Below are 15,049 nucleotides of genomic sequence, written 5' to 3' on the forward strand. Positions count from 1 at the left end.
ACTCCAAATCCAAAGCGGCCTTCCCGCCACCGTAACCGTGCGTCTGAAAACCCCTGTCGATTTGCCTCCGCATTGGGTTTCAGACGGCCTGAACCGCACCGCCCGATGTGCGGTCGAAGACAAAGCCAAACTGCTGCGCGAACTCGGCAGCATGGACAACGTGGAACAAATCGACATCCACACCCCCACGCTCGACGATATGTATGCCGAGTTTCTGAAGCGGGAAGATGTGTAAGGTGTAGTGTGCAGGTACGGACTCCCGAAAGCGGTACAACCTGAACAACCGCTGCACGGGCCGTCTGAAAAAACGGTAAAAACTTACGCTGTTTTCAGACGGCTTACCGTACTTTTCCGGGCGGCCATCAACCTGTCGGTAACGGAATATCAGGAAATATCAAAAGGAAGCATTGAAACCATGAACCCCATCTGGATTATCACCGGTAAAGAAGTCCGCGACAGCCTGCGCAACCGCTGGGTACTGGCGGCCACCGTTTTGCTGGCCGCGCTTGCGCTTTCGCTCGGTTTTCTCGGCAGTTCTCCCACCGGTTCGGTAAAGGCCGACCCGCTGACCGTAACCGTGGTCAGCCTGTCGAGCCTGTCGATTTTCCTGATACCGCTGATTGCCATGCTGCTGGCTTATGATGCGGTTATCGGCGAAATCGAGCGCGGTACGATGGCGCTGCTGTTGAGTTATCCAGTGTCCCGTGCGCAGATTCTCATCGGCAAATTCATCGGTCATCTGATTATTCTGGCGATGGCGACTTCGGCGGGCTACGGGTTGGCGGGTATCGCGCTGCAACTGGCAGGCGGCGGTTTCGATCTCGGCTCATGGCTGCCGTTTCTGCTGCTGATTGCGGCCAGCGTGCTGCTGGGAGCGGCATTTTTGGCAATGGGTTATCTGATTAGTGCGAAAGTGAAGGAACGCGGCACGGCGGCGGGCATCGCCATCGGGGTGTGGCTGTTTTTCGTGGTGATTTTCGACATGACGCTGCTGGGGATATTGGTGGCCGATACCGAGCAGGTGATTACCGCACCGGTTTTGGAAACCGTGTTGCTGTTCAATCCCACCGATATTTACCGCCTGCTGAACCTGACGGGCTACGAGAATACTGCGATGTATGCGGGTATGGCGGGTTTGAGTGACCAGCTTTCGCTGGGCCGCCCCGTTTTGCTGGCTGCGCAGTTGCTGTGGATTGCCGTGCCGTTTGCATTGGCGGCATGGGTGTTTAAGAAACGGCAGATTTGAGCGGGAAACCGTTGTCGGGTTTGGTACGGTATCCGCCGTTTGAATCCGACTGTATTGATGTGAAGTAAATGCCGTAATGGCAAAGGCCGTCTGAAAACAGTTTTTCAGACGGCCTGAGTGTTTTTTATGTCCTGTTAAATCGCATAATCTACCAGTTCGCTTTGGCCGAACACGTAAACCTGTTTCGGAGCGACGGCGATGCGGCTGCCTTCGGTCAGGGCATGGCGGGCGGCGTCGGTGGCGGCGAAGGTGAGGTGTATGTCTTGGCGGCCGTGTCTGACGGTGATGTGGGTGAGCGCGCCGGCGACATGGACTTTTTCGATTTCAGCCTGAATCATCGGCGGCGTGCCGTCGGGAACCACCGTCCATTCGTGGGGGCGCACGTAGCCTATGGCGGTTTGTTCCTGCCATTTGCGCGCGGTATCGAGCGGCCAGCGGTAGCCGTTGTAGTGCCACGCGCCTTTTTCGATGCGGCCTTCAAAGGCGTCGGTTTCACCCAAAAATTCGGTTACGAAGGCGTTTTCGGGCTTGCGGTAAAGGCTTTCGGCGGTGCCGATCTGCTCGATTTTGCCGTGGTTCATCACCACGATCTGATCAGACACTTCCAGCGCTTCTTCCTGATCGTGGGTAACAAGTATGCTGGTGATGCCCAATTCGTGGTGGATGTCGCGCAGCCAGGTGCGCAGTTCTTTGCGCACTTTGGCATCGAGCGCGCCGAAAGGTTCGTCGAGCAGCAGCAGTTTGGGGGAAACGGCGAGCGCGCGGGCAAGTGCGATGCGCTGGCGCTGGCCGCCCGAAAGCTGGTGCGGGTAGGCTTTGGCCAGATGGGCAAGCTGCACGAGTTGCAGCAGCTCTTCGACTTTGGCACGGATTTGCTCTTTCGAGGGGCGTTCGCCGCGCGGCAATACGGTGAGGCCGAAGGCAACGTTGTCGAACACGTTCATGTGGCGGAAAAGGGCGTAGTGCTGGAACATAAACCCTACTTTGCGTTCGCGCACGTGTTTGCGGGTAACGTCTTGGCCGTCGAACAGAATGGCGCCGTTATCGGCGTTTTCCAAACCGGCGATGATGCGCAGCAGGGTGGTTTTGCCGCAGCCGGAGGGGCCGAGCAGGGAGGTGAGCTTGCCGGTGGGCACGTTGAGGTTGATGTTTTTCAGGGCGTGGAAGTTGCCGAAATGTTTGTTGAGGTTTTGGATGGTGATGCTCATGGGTGTGTCCTGTCCGGTTTTTTTTGTGTGGCCGTCTGAAAAAGCGGCCGCCGCTGTTTTCAGACGGCCTGGGTGTTGTCGTGGTGCGGTGTTACGCCGTCCGCCGTTCCGATGCGGCCAGTTTGCGTTCCTGCATTTTGGTGATGAAACTTTGCAGGGCGAGCGTGGCCAGTGCGAGCAGGGCGAGTACGCCGGAAAGGGCGAATGCGCCGGTGAAGTTGTATTCGTTGTAGAAAATTTCCACCAAGAGCGGGATGGTGTTGGTTTCGCCGCGTATGTGGCCCGACACCACGCTCACCGCGCCGAATTCGCCCATAGCGCGCGCGTTGGTGAGAATGATGCCGTAGAGCAGCGCCCATTTGATATTGGGCAGGGTAACGCGCCAAAACATCTGCCAGCCGCTCGCGCCCAAAATCAGCGCGGCCTGCTCTTCGCTGTCGCCCTGCGCCTGCATCAGCGGAATCAGCTCGCGGGCCACGAAGGGAAAGGTAACGAACAGCGTGGCCAGGATAATGCCGGGAATGGCGAAGATAATCTGTATGCCCTGCGCTTCGAGCCAGCCGCCGAGGGCGGTGTGCGCGCCGAACAGTAAAACGAACATCAGCCCGGCCACAACGGGCGACACGGAAAACGGCAGATCGAGCAGGGTGGTGAGCAGCTGTTTGCCGCGAAAGTCGAAACGGGTGAGCAGCCACGCCATCGCGATGCCGAGTACGGCGTTAACGGGTACCACCACCGCGGCGGTAATCAGCGTGAGCCTGACCGCAGACAGGGTTTCGGGGTCGGAAAGGGCTTTGACGTAGAGTACCCAGCCGTCTTTAAGCGCTTCGTAGAACACAGCGGCCAGCGGCACCACCAGCATCAGCAGCAGAAACGACAGTGCAACGGTAATCAGCGCAATCCGCAGCCAAAGCGGTTCGGTCAGGTTGGGGTTGGGACGGTTGGTTTGCATGGCGGGTCGGTTTCTAGGGTTTTTCGGTTGTTTTGTGAGGCCGTCTGAAAAAAAACGGGGTTTCAGACGGCCTGAATGAAAGATTGCCGGTGCGGGAACACGGCCGCAGCGATTGCTGCCTACGCTTTTGCACCCGCCCGTTTGCTCAAGGCCCATTGGGCCGCGTTCAGCAGAAACAGCACGGCAAAGGAAATCATCAGCATAAACAGCGCTACCGCCGATGCGCCCTGTACATCAAACTGCTCCAGTTTGCCCGTGATAATCAGCGGCAGGATTTCCGATTCCATCGGGATGTTGCCCGCGATGAAAATCACCGAGCCGTATTCGCCCGTGGCGCGCGCAAACATCATCCCCGCACCCGTAATCAGCGCGGGCATCAGTTCGGGCAGCAGCACGCGGCGGAACACCGTCAAACGGTTTGCGCCCAACGTGGCCGCCGCTTCTTCGTATTCGGCCGACAACTCTTCCAACACCGGCTGCACCGCGCGCACGATAAACGGCAGGCTTACCACCACCAGCGCAATCCAGATGCCGACGGGGGTAAACGCAATCTTGAACGGAAACCACTGCCCCAGCCAGCCCTGCGGCGAATACAGCGTTGCCAGCGCGATGCCCGTTACCGCCGTGGGCAGCGCAAACGGCAAATCCACCAGCGCGTTCACCAGGCTTTTACCGGCAAAGTCGTAGCGTACCAGCACCCAGGCCGTCAGCGTGCCGAACACGATATTGGTCAGCATGGCGTAAAACGACATTTTCAGACTCAGCCAAACCGCCGCCAAAACGTTGGGTTCGGTAATGGTTTGCCAAAAACCGCCCGCGCCGATTTCCGCCGCCTTCACCGCCATCATGGCAAACGGCAAAACCACCAGCAGCGACAGACACAATACGGTCAGGCCGAGACTGGTTTTGAAACCGGGTAATACGCTGGGGGTTTTGAGCAGGAACATGGCGGATAAGGGGCAGGATGACGGAATCGGCATCACTTTAATCAGGCCGTCTGAAAAAGGAAAGGAATGCTTGGTTTTAATTTAAGATGATTTCGTTATATGCCGCGTGTGCGGGGCGGTTCGGGCGGAGCAGGGCAGGGTGGCGGCATTTTCCGTATGGCAGATGTCCGGTGTCCGGTTGCGGAATCCGTGATGCGGATGGCGGCTGTTTTTATGGATACGGCAAACGGCGCAACCGTGAGTGTTCCGCCGGTGCCGTGCTTGCCCGTATCGGCATCCGATGCCGTCTGAAAACGGCTGCCAAGAGAAAGGCCGTCTGAACATTGTCGTTCGAGAGTATCCGGACAACTTGCACAAATCCGAAGGCCGTCTGAAAAAGTTTTCAGACGGCCTTTGCGCTTGGCTGCGTTTCTGTCAAGCGGATTGGCTCGTCGGATTGTAAACAGGTGGAAACCGATATGGTGCGCCCACTTTATTTACTGGGATTCCGTCCGTACCATCCGTTATCCCCGCGCGGGAGGGAATCCGGCTTTGACAGTGCGTGTTGAAAATAAAAACATACCGGCTTCTGAACTTGGCTTCCCGTTTGTGCGGGAATGACGGCGGTTCGGAAAATGAACTTTACCGATACCTTAGTTTATGAAAAATCCAATCATATAGTTGTTTTTCTAATGAATTTTTCTGTTTTGCGATTATTGGAATCACAATGCCGTCTGAAACCGATGCAATCGCCGTTCAAGCGCAAAGGCCGTCTGAAAACTTTTTTCAGACGGCCTTTGCGCGGATTCGGAAACGGAACGGTATGGCCGTTTACTGAATCATGCTTCTGAACCAGAGGCGGATGCTGTCCCATGTGCGGCCGAACCAGCCGGCTTCTTCCACGCCGTTGAGCGCGACCACTTCTTTTTCCACCAGTACCTTGCTGCCCTGCATGATTTTGAGTTTGCCCAAAACTTTGCCTTTTTGGACAGGGGCGAGTACGGGCTGCACGGTTTCAAGGATGGGCTTGATGTTTTTGCCCGTGCCGTGCGGGATGGTGATGAAGGAAGTATCGATAAAGCCGACGTTGACGGCTTTGCTGTTGCCTTTATAGACGCGCACCTGCGAAATGGCCTGCCCTGCGTCGTAGAGTTTGGGGGTGTCGTAGGTTTGCAGCGCCCAGTTGAGCAGTTTGCTGCTTTCGGAAGCGCGGGATTCGACGCTCTCCGCGCCGGTCAGGATGGAAATCACGCGGCGGCCGTTGCGTTTGCTGGATGCGGCAAGGTTGTAGCCGGCGATGTTGCTGAAACCGATCATCAGACCGTCGACGCTGGAATCACGGTAGAGCAGCAGGTTGCGGTTGGGCTGTTCGATTTTGTTGTAGGTAAAGGATTTCAGCGAAAATACGGGGTAGTATTTCGGATAGTCGTTGATGAGCGCGCCCGCCAGAACGGCCAAATCGCCTGCTGTGGACAGGTGGCCTTCGGTGTAAAGGCCGGTGCTGTTGGCGAAGCGGGTGTTTTTCATGCCGAGGCGGGCGGCTTCGGCGTTCATCATGCCGACGAAACTTTCTTCGCTGCCTGCAATGGCTTCGGCCAAAGTGATGGCGGCATCATTGGCCGAATTGACCGCCAAGCCTTTAACCAAGTCGCTGACGCTGGCGGGTCTGCCCGGGCGCAAAAACATACGCGAACCTTCGGCCTGATAGCCTTTGTCGGATACGGTCAGCATTTGCGAAGGCTTGAGTTTGCCGTTTTCGAGCGCTTGGAACACCAGATAGGCAGTCATCATTTTGGTGAGTGATGCCGGTTCGATCTGCTGGTCGGCGTTTTTCTGCGCGAGAACTTGATTGCTGTGCAGGTCTTTGACCACATAAGACGTGGCGGAAATCGCGGGCACGTTGGCTGCGGTGCCGACGCCGAGTACGGTCGGGGGAGCGGCAGGAACTGCGGGTTTGGCAGAAGCGGGCGCGGATGCTGCGGATGCGCCTGAGGCGTTTGCGGCCTTGGCGGGCGACAAAACGGCGGGTGCGGAGGCGGCTTTCGACGAAGCCTGCGGCGCAGCGGCGGCCTGTGCGGACAGGGCGGCGAGAATCAGGCTGGAGAGGACATTTTTCATCGGATTTTGTTCGGTATTGTCGGCGGCGGGCTTTTTCAGACGGCCTGCCGCAGGTTGGCGCGGCGGAATGTTTCCGCGAAAAGCGCAGAGAATATAATCGTTTGCAGGGAGCGGTATTATACCTGCAAGCACCGCCGCTGCTAAGATTTTTCTTGCTTTCGGAGAGTGCGGCGGGTATGGTTTTACCTTTGCCGCGGGTTTGTAACCGTATGCAATAAAACATATGGAAACGGCACCGCATCTGCCGTTTCCGTTTGTCAGACCGGAGGAGCCGAGATGACTGAGGACGAGAAACCCGTTCAGGCCGAAGACGGAAAATCCGAAAAGGCGGAAAACCGTGAATCGGCAACGGCCATGCCTTGGGGGCTGTTGGCAGGAACCATCATCGGCCTGTTTGTTTTCCTGTTTTTTGACCAATACCTGTGGGGCATGACATTGGGGCCTGCCCTCGGGTTGTCGGCAGGTGCCGCCGTTGATTTTTTCCGGCAGAGAAAAGACTGAACCACTCCCGACAGCCCCGTTTTCCCAATTTTCCAATCGTAATTTAAATCTCCGCCATCATGCAGAACCACCTATCCTATTCCGACTACCTTATCCGCATTCTGACCGCTTCCGTGTACGCTGTTGCCGTCGAAACACCGCTTGAACCCGCCCGAGGGCTGTCCGCGCGCATCGGCAATAAAGTTTTGCTCAAACGCGAAGATTTGCAGCCCGTGTTTTCGTTCAAAATCAGGGGGGCGTACAACAAAATGGCCAAGCTGCCGAAAGAAGCGCTGGCCTGCGGCGTGATTGCCGCGAGCGCGGGCAACCACGCGCAGGGCGTGGCTTTGTCGGCGCAGAAGCTCGGCTGCCGGGCCGTGATTGTGATGCCCGAAACCACGCCGCAGATTAAAATCGATGCCGTAAAAAACCGGGGCGCGCAAGTGGTGCTCAAGGGCGTGTCGTACAACGATGCCTACGATTATGCGGCGGAACTGGCCGCCAAAGAAGGTTTGACCTACATCGCCCCGTTTGACGACCCCGACGTTATCGCAGGGCAGGGTACGGTCGGCATGGAAATCGTGCGCCAGCATTCGGGCAATATCGATGCGGTGTTCGTTCCCATCGGCGGCGGCGGGCTGGCGGCGGGCGTGGCCGCGTTTATCAAACTCGTCCGCCCCGAAATCAAAGTCATCGGCGTGCAGACCGACGATTCCTGCGGCATGAAAAAATCCGTCGAAAAAGGCGAAGTGGTCGAGCTGAAAGACGTCGGCCTGTTTTCAGACGGCACTGCAGTCAAGGTGGTCGGCAGCGAAACCTTCCGCCTTTGCCGCGACCTGCTCGACGGCATCATCACCGTCGATACCGACGCCGTCTGCGGCGCGATTAAAGACATTTTCGACGATACCCGCAGCATCACGGAACCCGCGGGCGCGCTGGCTTTGGCAGGCCTGAAAGCCTACGCCGCCCGCAACGGTCTGAAAGAACGCATCCTGATTGCCGTAACCAGCGGCGCCAACATGAATTTCCACCGCCTGCGCCACGTTTCCGAGCGCAGCGAACTGGGCGAAGGCAACGAAGCCATCTTTGCCGTTTCCATTCCCGAGCAGCCCGGCAGTTTTCTCAAATTCATCAACACATTGGGTAACAGAAGCATTACCGAATTCAACTACCGCTACGGCGACGACCACACCGCGCACATTTTCGTCGGCATCCAAACCGCAGGCGCGGGCGACAACGAAGCCATCAGCGCGCAGCTGACCGCCGCAGGCCTGCCCAACACGGATTTGAGCGATAACGAAATCGCCAAAATCCATACCCGCTATATGGTCGGCGGGCGCAGCCACAAAGTTGCCGACGAACGCGTCATCAGCTTTGAATTTCCCGAACGCCCCGGCGCATTGGCACGCTTTCTCAACCACGTCAAAACCGATTGGAACATCACATTATTCCACTACCGCAACCACGGCGCCGACTACGGCCGCATCTTGGTCGGAATGGCCGTTCCCCCGCAGGACAGCGAAGCATTTGCCGAATTTCTCGAGCAGCTGGGCTACGTTTATGAAGATGAAACGGACAATGCCGCCTATAAACTGTTTTTGGGGTAGGGCGCGGTAACGGAACATACAGGTAAAAAGCAAAAGGCCGTCTGAAAAAGTTTTCAGACGGCCTGTTTTGTTTTCAGCAGATGTTTTCAAGCAAATCCGTAGGGTGGGACGTGAACCCACCGTTTGATGCCGTCTGAAAAGCGTTGGGTTGCCCCACCCTGCAAGCTGCCTGAAACATTTTCAGACAGGCATTTTATTTTTCAGACGGCCTGTGCTCCGGTTTGCCAAGCGGCCTGCTGCTCGGGACAACGGGCAAAGGCGGTTTGGCGTTCAGCCCGATAACGCCCGCTGCACGCCATAAATCGAGCCGAGTACCATCGCAAAGCCCGCTATGGCTGCCCAATCCATGCTCTGTCCGAGAAATACCCAGCCGAGTACGAAGGCGCATACGGGGCTGAGCAGGCCGAGCGATGATACGACGGCGGGCGGCAGGTGTTTGATGCCGTTGAAAAACAGCACATAAGCGATGACTGCACCGAACAGGCAGAGATAGGCATAGCCGCCGATGTTGGATGCCGTGAGCGTGGGCAGCGGCGGTTCGCCGAACCATGCGAACGGCAGCAGGCACAGCCCGCCGAACAAAAGCTGCCAGCCGGTGGAGGCGAGCACCGACAGCGACAGCTTCCAGCGTTTGGCGAAAAATACGCCCAGAGCCATCGACAATGCGCCTGCCAACGCGGCGGCGATGCCCAGCGGGTCGGACACGGCATTCGGCGACAGCACCAGCAGCACGATGCCGGCCACGCCTGCGAGTGCGGCCAGCCAGGCGTTGCGCGGCGGCATTTCTTTGCCGATAAGGTACATCAGGGCCAATACCATCAAGGTTTGCGTGGACGAGAGTACCGCGGCCAAGCCGCCCGGCAGGCGGTAGGCGGCAACGAACAGCATGGCCTGGAAAAAGCCGAGATTGAGCACGCCCAGCGCGGTGGTTTTCAGCCATTCGTGTTTTTTCGGCCGTTCGCGTGCCCACAGTAGCAGCAAGATGCCTGCGGGCAGGATGCGCAATACGGCGGCGGTCAGCGGGCGGTCGGGCGGCAGGAATTCGGTGGCGACGAGGTAGGTCGAACCCCAAATCAGCGGGGCAAGTGCGGTTGACAGGATGATGGCGGTGCGGTTGGGCATGGCGGTTTTCCGTTTTCAAGGTTGGGCGGGCAGGCGGTTTTCAGACGGCCTTTCCGTTCAGAAACGCTGTCGGCCTTGCTCCGCCGGTTCCGCCGCGGCTGCCGACAAATCCACCATATGGCATTGCTGCACCCGCTTCTCGTGCCGTTCGTCGTATTCTTTTCCCCATGCGCACAGCGCGCCGAGTACGGGAACAAAAGTGCGCCCTTCGTCGCTCAGGCGGTATTCTACGCGCGGCGGCGCTTCGGAAAAGACTTCCCGCTCGATCAGGCCGTCTGATTCAAGCTGGCGCAGCTGTTCGGTCAGCACCTTCGGGCTGATGCCGGACAACAATTCCAGCAAATCGCGCGTGCGCCGCTGGCCGCCGCTCAAATAATACAGAATCAGACATTTCCATTTGCCGCCGACCAGTTGCATGGCCAGCTCGATGGCAGAAAGTTTTTTCATCGTTTAGCTCGCTGTTTTCGTTCAAAACTTACCCGAAAGTACCTGTATAACCCGCAGGTAACTGATTTAATTGAAAAAATAAAAACGGTATAGTACACATTTTCTCCCCTGAACGAAAGCAGGACACCATGGATTTTTTCTCCATAATCAAACAGCGCCGCTCCACCCGCCACTTCGACCCGGCCGCCGAAATCAGCCCGGCCGAACTGGAAGAACTGATTGCCGCCGCCGGCCGCTCCCCCAGCGGCAACAACAGCCAGCCTTGGCGTTTCGTCGCGGTTACAGACAGGCATTTGCGCGAAAAACTGCTGCCCGCAGCCTTCAACCAGCAGCAAATCCTCACCGCCTCCGCCATACTGGTCATCCTTGCCGACAGAGAAGCATACGGCGCAGACAACCTTACCCGCATCCATCAGCAGGAATACGAAGACGGCTGTTTCAGCGCCGACACCCGCGACTTCCTCACCCGTGCAGCTATTGATTTTTATCGTGCACACGATGATGCCACCCTGCAAAAAATGCTCGGACTCGACACAGGTCTGTGCGCCATGATCCTGATGCTTGCCGCTGAAGCCCGCGGCTGGAACACCGTGCCGATGACCGGCTACGTTCCCGCGCAGTTAAGGCAGATTCTCGATATTCCCGCGCGCTACACCGACGTGATGATGATCGCCATCGGCAAAGCCGCGCAGCCCGGACACCGAACCCTGCGCCGCCCCGTCAGCGAAATCCTGACTTGGAACAAAGTGGCGGAATAAGGCCGGGTTTGGGGTTATCAGGCTGCCTGAAAGTTTCAGACAGGCATTTGCCCGCGGCTGATGCCGTCTGAAAAAATTGGCATTACGGTAAACTGCTCCCTCTCCTGCGGGAGAGAGGTGTTCAGGTTTAGGCACCTCTTTCAGACGCCTTACGCTACGGTTTCGTAGGGTGAGTGTAAGCCCAACCGTTTCATACCGTCTAAAATCGGTGGGTTCACACCCACCCTACAGACTGAAAGTTTTCAGACAGGCATTTGCAGTTACCTGCAATGAAGGCCGTCTGAAAAGTTCGGCGTTCCGGCAACCTGTTCCCTCTCCCGCGGGAGAGGATTGTTCGGGTTTAAGCAAACGTTTCAGACGGCCTTACGTGACGGTTTCGTAGGGTGGGTGTAAACCCACCGTTTCATACCGTCTAAAATCGGTGGGTTTACACCCACCCTACAAACTGAAAGTTTTCAGACAGGAAGTTACCTGTAATGAAGGCCGTCTGAAAAAATTTTCAGACGGCCTTGGCTTAGATAACGCAATCTAGGCGGATTATTGGCGTTCCACCTGAGAAACGTCGCGTGCCGCACCGGTGTCGGCGGATGTGGCCATGGCGGCGTAGGCGCGCAGGGCGGCGGAGACGTAGCGGTCGCGGTTGACGGGTTTCCATGCGTTTGCGCCGCGTGCTTCCATCTCGGCTCGGCGGCGGGCGAGTTCTTCGTCGGACACGGCCAGATGGATGCGGCGGTTGGGAATGTCGATTTCGACGGTGTCGCCTTCGTGCACCAAGCCGATGGCGCCGCCTTCGGCTGCTTCGGGCGAGGCGTGGCCGATGCTCAGCCCCGATGTGCCGCCGGAGAAGCGGCCGTCGGTCAAGAGGGCGCAGGCTTTGCCGAGGCCTTTGGATTTCAGGTAGCTGGTGGGATAGAGCATTTCCTGCATGCCGGGGCCGCCTTTGGGACCTTCGTAGCGGATGATGACGATGTCGCCCGCAACGATTTGGTTGGCCAGGATGCCTTCGACGGCGGCTTCCTGGCTTTCGAACACGCGGGCGCGGCCGCTGAATTTCCAGATGCTTTCGTCCACGCCGGCAGTTTTGACCACACAGCCGCGCTCGGCGATGTTGCCGAACAGGACGGCCAGTCCGCCGTCTTTGGTGTAGGCGTGTTCCATGTCGCGGATGCAGCCGCTTTCGCGGTTCAAATCAAGGGTTTTCCACATGCGGTTCTGTGAAAATGCCTGTGTGGTGCGCACGCCGCCGGGGGCTGCTTTGAAACGTTCGGCGGCTTCGGTGTTGGCGGGGTTCATGACATCCCATTTTGCCAGCGCGTCTTTCAGGGTGGGGGCGTAAATGGTGGAAACGCTGGTATCGAGTTTGCCGCCGCGGTCGAGTTCGGCCAGAATGCCGATAACGCCGCCTGCGCGGTGTACGTCTTCCATATAGTAGTCGTGGTTGTTCGGTGCGGTTTTGCACAGGCAGGGAACCTGGCGGCTGATGCGGTCGATGTCGGCCATTTTGAAATCCACGCCCGCTTCGGTGGCGACGGCCAGCAGGTGCAGGATGGTGTTGGTGGAACCGCCCATGGCGACATCGAGCGTCATGGCGTTTTCAAATGCGGCTTTGGTGGCGATGCTGCGCGGCAGAACGGTGTAGTCGTTTTGTTCGTAGTGGCGTTTGGTGATTTCGACAATCAGACGGCCTGCTTCGAGAAACAGCTCCTTGCGCCCTGCATGGGTGGCCAGCAGCGAGCCGTTGCCCGGCAATGACAGGCCGAGCGCTTCGGTCAGGCAGTTCATCGAATTGGCGGTAAACATGCCGGAACACGAGCCGCAGGTGGGGCAGGCGTTTTTCTCGATGGCATCGATTTCTTCGTCGCTGACGGCATCGTTGGCCGCTTCAATCATCGCGTCCACCAAGTCCAGTTTGCGTTCGTCTTGGATGTTGATGGCGCCGATGACTTTGCCTGCTTCCATCGGGCCGCCGGACACGAAAACGGTGGGAATGTTCAGGCGCATGGCGGCAATCAGCATTCCGGGGGTGATTTTGTCGCAGTTGGAGATGCACACCAAGGCATCGGCGCAATGCGCGTTCACCATGTATTCGACGGAATCGGCAATCAGATCGCGGCTGGGCAGAGAATACAGCATCCCGCCGTGACCCATGGCGATGCCGTCGTCCACGGCGATGGTGTTGAATTCTTTGGCAATCGCGCCTGCTTTTTCAATCTCGCGGGCAACAAGCTGGCCCATGTTGTGCAGGTGGACGTGGCCGGGCACGAACTGGGTAAACGAGTTGGCGATGGCGATAATCGGTTTGCCGAAATCGTCGTCTGCCACGCCGGTGGCGCGCCACAGAGCGCGTGCGCCCGCCATGTTGCGGCCGTGGGTGGAGGTTTTGGAGCGGTAGTCTGGCATGGTTTGGGTGTCCTTTGGGAAGGGTGCGGATAGGCCGTCTGAAAACTTTTCCGTGTCGCTCATACAGTATGAATCACTAAAAACTTTTTGATTCAAATGCTTATCGGTTTGGAGCAGGTTTTTCTTTATATGGGAAAAGATTAACTGCCGATTTTGCAGTTCGGTTTCTGTTCGGCAAACGGCTGATGAAATGCGGGGTATTTTATACCAAACCCAAGCGGCGGTGTTGTACGGTCTGCGGGAAACGGGAAGGCTGTCTGAAAGTTTTCAGACGGCCTTATCGGTTGGTTTTGTCGCCGTACATTACAGGCGGGATAGGGATGCTGTTTTTGTTGGATTCTCAATCGGTATCGTGAATTTTACGAGCGCTGTTCAAATATCGGTTTCTCTGTGTTTAAAGCAGTTTTCATTGGTGCGGAAGGGGTGGCAAATCTGTATATCCGGCTGTTTCTTAATCGATCCATATCGCCATATTACTTGTTTGCACGATACATGAATTTTGCATACGGTTTTGTCTGTAACCGTCATTCCCATGAAGGTGTGAGTCCATGGCAAATATTCATAAGTGCATGAATCAATAAAGTTTCTGTGATTGGTGAAGGATTTCTGCCTGTACAGAAATAGCGGTATTAGTCTCATCAATCCATCATTTGTAGGCGCAGCCAAACAATAAATAGAGAAAGGCCGTCTGAAAGTTCGCGAATCTTTCAGACGGCCTTATTGTTTCAATCAAACCAAACGTTTATCAGATGATGCCGCCGGTTTGGGTTTGCTGCTGGATTTGGTCCAGAGAATTGTCGATACCGAACGAGCTGATGGCTTTGTCGATAGCGGCGCTGTCCCAAGTGGTGCCGTCGGCAGCTTTGAACGTTTCGATGCGGTTGTCTTTGTCGGCAAACCAGTCGTCAACAATCACTTTTTCACGGTTGATGATGATGCTCAGGTCGTCGCCGTGGCGCTCATAGCATAAGTCGTCCAAAGAAATGCCTGCTCCGAACGACAGAGTGTCGCTGCCGCTGGTGTCGGTAATGGTGTCGTAACCGTAACCTTTGGCAAAGAAGTAGGTGTCGTCGCCGTTACCGCCGAGCAGCAGGTCGTTGCCGATACCGCCGTCGAGGTAGTCGTTGCCGTCTTTACCGATCAGGCAGTCATCGCCGCCCAAACCGTAAAGCTTGTTGTGGCCGCCGTTACCGTCGATGTTGTTGTTCAACTCGTTGCCGGTGCCGTTGAGGTTGCCTTTTTCCATCAGAATCAGGTTTTCAACGTTGTCGGGCAGTTCGTAGTCGATGTAAGTGCGGACGGTATCGATACCGCTGTTGACGCCTGCGCCTTCAATCACTTTGTCGCCGGGCTGTTCGACCATATAGATGTCGTTGTTGCCTTCGCCGCGCATGATGTCGTCGCCTTTGCCACCGTTGAGGTAGTCGTGGCCGTTGCCGCCGTACAGCTGGTCGTTGCCTTCGCCGCCGTACAGCGTGTCGCCGCGGTTTTCACCGTAAACGAGATCGTCGCCGCCGTTGGCGTAAATCACGTCAGGGCCGTCACCACCGCGGATGATGTCAGGGCTGCTGGTGCCATAGATAGTGTCTTTGGCGGCGGTACCGTCGATTTTGTTCAAGCCGTCTTCGGCTTCAGAACCCTTGATGATATTGCCCGGATTTTTATCGATGCCGCCGAACTGGTTGGTTTGGTTGCCATCGTCCTTGCAGTCGGTGCAGTCGTTATCCTTCGGCTCGGGTTTCGGCTCGGGTTTCGGCTCGGGTTTCGGCTCGGGTTTCGGCTCGG

The 15,049-nt window shown here is 57.0% G+C and carries 14 protein-coding genes; 6 read left to right on the top strand and 8 right to left on the bottom strand.

What is annotated here, in order from left to right; translation table 11 throughout:
• Both ACEYDX_RS10495 and ACEYDX_RS10500 read left to right on the top strand, forming a co-directional pair.
• Positions 1-235, top strand: a 235-nt coding sequence (locus ACEYDX_RS10495; RefSeq protein ID WP_373741966.1) for an ABC transporter ATP-binding protein, incomplete at its 5' end; no start/stop codon positions are given.
• 180 nt (positions 236-415) lie between these two features.
• Positions 416-1,246: an ABC transporter permease gene (locus ACEYDX_RS10500; protein ID WP_373741967.1), complete on the top strand. Its 831-nt coding sequence runs from the start codon at positions 416-418 to the stop codon at positions 1,244-1,246.
• Between the two features lie 134 nt (positions 1,247-1,380).
• On the opposite strand, the gene ACEYDX_RS10505 is transcribed toward ACEYDX_RS10500, so the two are convergent.
• The 3 genes from ACEYDX_RS10505 to cysT all read right to left on the bottom strand — a co-directional run bounded on the left by ACEYDX_RS10505 (position 1,381) and on the right by cysT (position 4,353).
• Entirely contained in the window at positions 1,381-2,454 is a 1,074-nt protein-coding gene (locus ACEYDX_RS10505) for a sulfate/molybdate ABC transporter ATP-binding protein (protein ID WP_373741968.1), read from the bottom strand.
• Positions 2,455-2,545: 91 nt separating this feature from the next.
• The gene (gene cysW, locus ACEYDX_RS10510; RefSeq protein WP_373741969.1) at positions 2,546-3,406 is read right to left on the bottom strand and encodes a sulfate ABC transporter permease subunit CysW; all 861 of its coding nucleotides are present in this window, start codon (positions 3,404-3,406) and stop codon (positions 2,546-2,548) included.
• Between the two features lie 119 nt (positions 3,407-3,525).
• Complete coding sequence (cysT, locus tag ACEYDX_RS10515) at positions 3,526-4,353, bottom strand: sulfate ABC transporter permease subunit CysT (protein ID WP_373741978.1); 828 nt, start codon at positions 4,351-4,353, stop codon at positions 3,526-3,528.
• Between the two features lie 280 nt (positions 4,354-4,633).
• On the opposite strand from cysT, the gene ACEYDX_RS10520 reads away from it, so the two are divergent.
• Positions 4,634-4,795 carry a hypothetical protein gene (locus ACEYDX_RS10520; protein WP_373741970.1) on the top strand — a complete coding sequence of 54 codons (162 nt, stop codon included), beginning with the start codon at positions 4,634-4,636 and terminating at the stop codon, positions 4,793-4,795.
• A gap of 368 nt (positions 4,796-5,163) precedes the next feature.
• Here the strand turns inward: ACEYDX_RS10520 and ACEYDX_RS10525 are convergent, their stop codons facing one another.
• Positions 5,164-6,450: a D-alanyl-D-alanine carboxypeptidase family protein gene (locus ACEYDX_RS10525; RefSeq protein WP_373741979.1), complete on the bottom strand. Its 1,287-nt coding sequence runs from the start codon at positions 6,448-6,450 to the stop codon at positions 5,164-5,166.
• A 276-nt stretch (positions 6,451-6,726) separates the two neighbouring features.
• Here ACEYDX_RS10525 and ACEYDX_RS10530 point away from each other — a divergent pair, with 276 nt between their 5' ends.
• Both ACEYDX_RS10530 and ilvA read left to right on the top strand, forming a co-directional pair.
• Positions 6,727-6,951, top strand: coding sequence for a hypothetical protein (locus ACEYDX_RS10530; RefSeq protein ID WP_373741971.1), 225 nt, complete (start codon positions 6,727-6,729; stop codon positions 6,949-6,951).
• A 59-nt stretch (positions 6,952-7,010) separates the two neighbouring features.
• A complete protein-coding gene (gene ilvA, locus ACEYDX_RS10535; protein WP_373741972.1) occupies positions 7,011-8,537 on the top strand; it encodes a threonine ammonia-lyase, biosynthetic in 1,527 nt (508 codons plus the stop codon).
• 270 nt (positions 8,538-8,807) lie between these two features.
• Here the strand turns inward: ilvA and ACEYDX_RS10540 are convergent, their stop codons facing one another.
• Together ACEYDX_RS10540 and ACEYDX_RS10545 are read right to left on the bottom strand one after the other, a co-directional pair.
• Positions 8,808-9,659, bottom strand: coding sequence for an EamA family transporter (locus ACEYDX_RS10540; RefSeq protein ID WP_373741973.1), 852 nt, complete (start codon positions 9,657-9,659; stop codon positions 8,808-8,810).
• A 57-nt stretch (positions 9,660-9,716) separates the two neighbouring features.
• Complete coding sequence (locus ACEYDX_RS10545; protein WP_373741974.1) at positions 9,717-10,106, bottom strand: winged helix-turn-helix transcriptional regulator; 390 nt, start codon at positions 10,104-10,106, stop codon at positions 9,717-9,719.
• 128 nt (positions 10,107-10,234) lie between these two features.
• On the opposite strand from ACEYDX_RS10545, the gene ACEYDX_RS10550 reads away from it, so the two are divergent.
• Complete coding sequence (locus ACEYDX_RS10550; protein WP_373741975.1) at positions 10,235-10,864, top strand: nitroreductase family protein; 630 nt, start codon at positions 10,235-10,237, stop codon at positions 10,862-10,864.
• A gap of 537 nt (positions 10,865-11,401) precedes the next feature.
• On the opposite strand, the gene ilvD is transcribed toward ACEYDX_RS10550, so the two are convergent.
• Together ilvD and ACEYDX_RS10560 are read right to left on the bottom strand one after the other, a co-directional pair.
• Complete coding sequence (ilvD, locus tag ACEYDX_RS10555) at positions 11,402-13,264, bottom strand: dihydroxy-acid dehydratase (RefSeq protein ID WP_373741976.1); 1,863 nt, start codon at positions 13,262-13,264, stop codon at positions 11,402-11,404.
• 745 nt (positions 13,265-14,009) lie between these two features.
• On the bottom strand, positions 14,010-15,049 hold a 1,040-nt coding region (locus ACEYDX_RS10560; protein ID WP_373741977.1), incomplete at its 5' end, for a calcium-binding protein.

The sequence above is a fragment of the Neisseria sp. genome, from assembly GCF_041804105.1.
In the GTDB taxonomy this organism is placed as follows: domain Bacteria; phylum Pseudomonadota; class Gammaproteobacteria; order Burkholderiales; family Neisseriaceae; genus Neisseria.

Excerpts from the sequence above, each read along its gene's own strand:
- ACEYDX_RS10500 (WP_373741967.1), top strand. The coding sequence starts at position 416 with ATGAACCCCATCTGGATTATCACCGGTAAAGAAGTCCGCGACAGCCTG.
- ACEYDX_RS10505 (WP_373741968.1), bottom strand. The coding sequence starts at position 2,454 with ATGAGCATCACCATCCAAAACCTCAACAAACATTTCGGCAACTTCCAC.
- cysW (WP_373741969.1), bottom strand. The coding sequence starts at position 3,406 with ATGCAAACCAACCGTCCCAACCCCAACCTGACCGAACCGCTTTGGCTG.
- cysT (WP_373741978.1), bottom strand. The coding sequence starts at position 4,353 with ATGTTCCTGCTCAAAACCCCCAGCGTATTACCCGGTTTCAAAACCAGT.
- ACEYDX_RS10520 (WP_373741970.1), top strand. The coding sequence starts at position 4,634 with ATGCCGTCTGAAAACGGCTGCCAAGAGAAAGGCCGTCTGAACATTGTC.
- ACEYDX_RS10525 (WP_373741979.1), bottom strand. The coding sequence starts at position 6,450 with ATGAAAAATGTCCTCTCCAGCCTGATTCTCGCCGCCCTGTCCGCACAG.
- ACEYDX_RS10530 (WP_373741971.1), top strand. The coding sequence starts at position 6,727 with ATGACTGAGGACGAGAAACCCGTTCAGGCCGAAGACGGAAAATCCGAA.
- ilvA (WP_373741972.1), top strand. The coding sequence starts at position 7,011 with ATGCAGAACCACCTATCCTATTCCGACTACCTTATCCGCATTCTGACC.
- ACEYDX_RS10540 (WP_373741973.1), bottom strand. The coding sequence starts at position 9,659 with ATGCCCAACCGCACCGCCATCATCCTGTCAACCGCACTTGCCCCGCTG.
- ACEYDX_RS10545 (WP_373741974.1), bottom strand. The coding sequence starts at position 10,106 with ATGAAAAAACTTTCTGCCATCGAGCTGGCCATGCAACTGGTCGGCGGC.
- ACEYDX_RS10550 (WP_373741975.1), top strand. The coding sequence starts at position 10,235 with ATGGATTTTTTCTCCATAATCAAACAGCGCCGCTCCACCCGCCACTTC.
- ilvD (WP_373741976.1), bottom strand. The coding sequence starts at position 13,264 with ATGCCAGACTACCGCTCCAAAACCTCCACCCACGGCCGCAACATGGCG.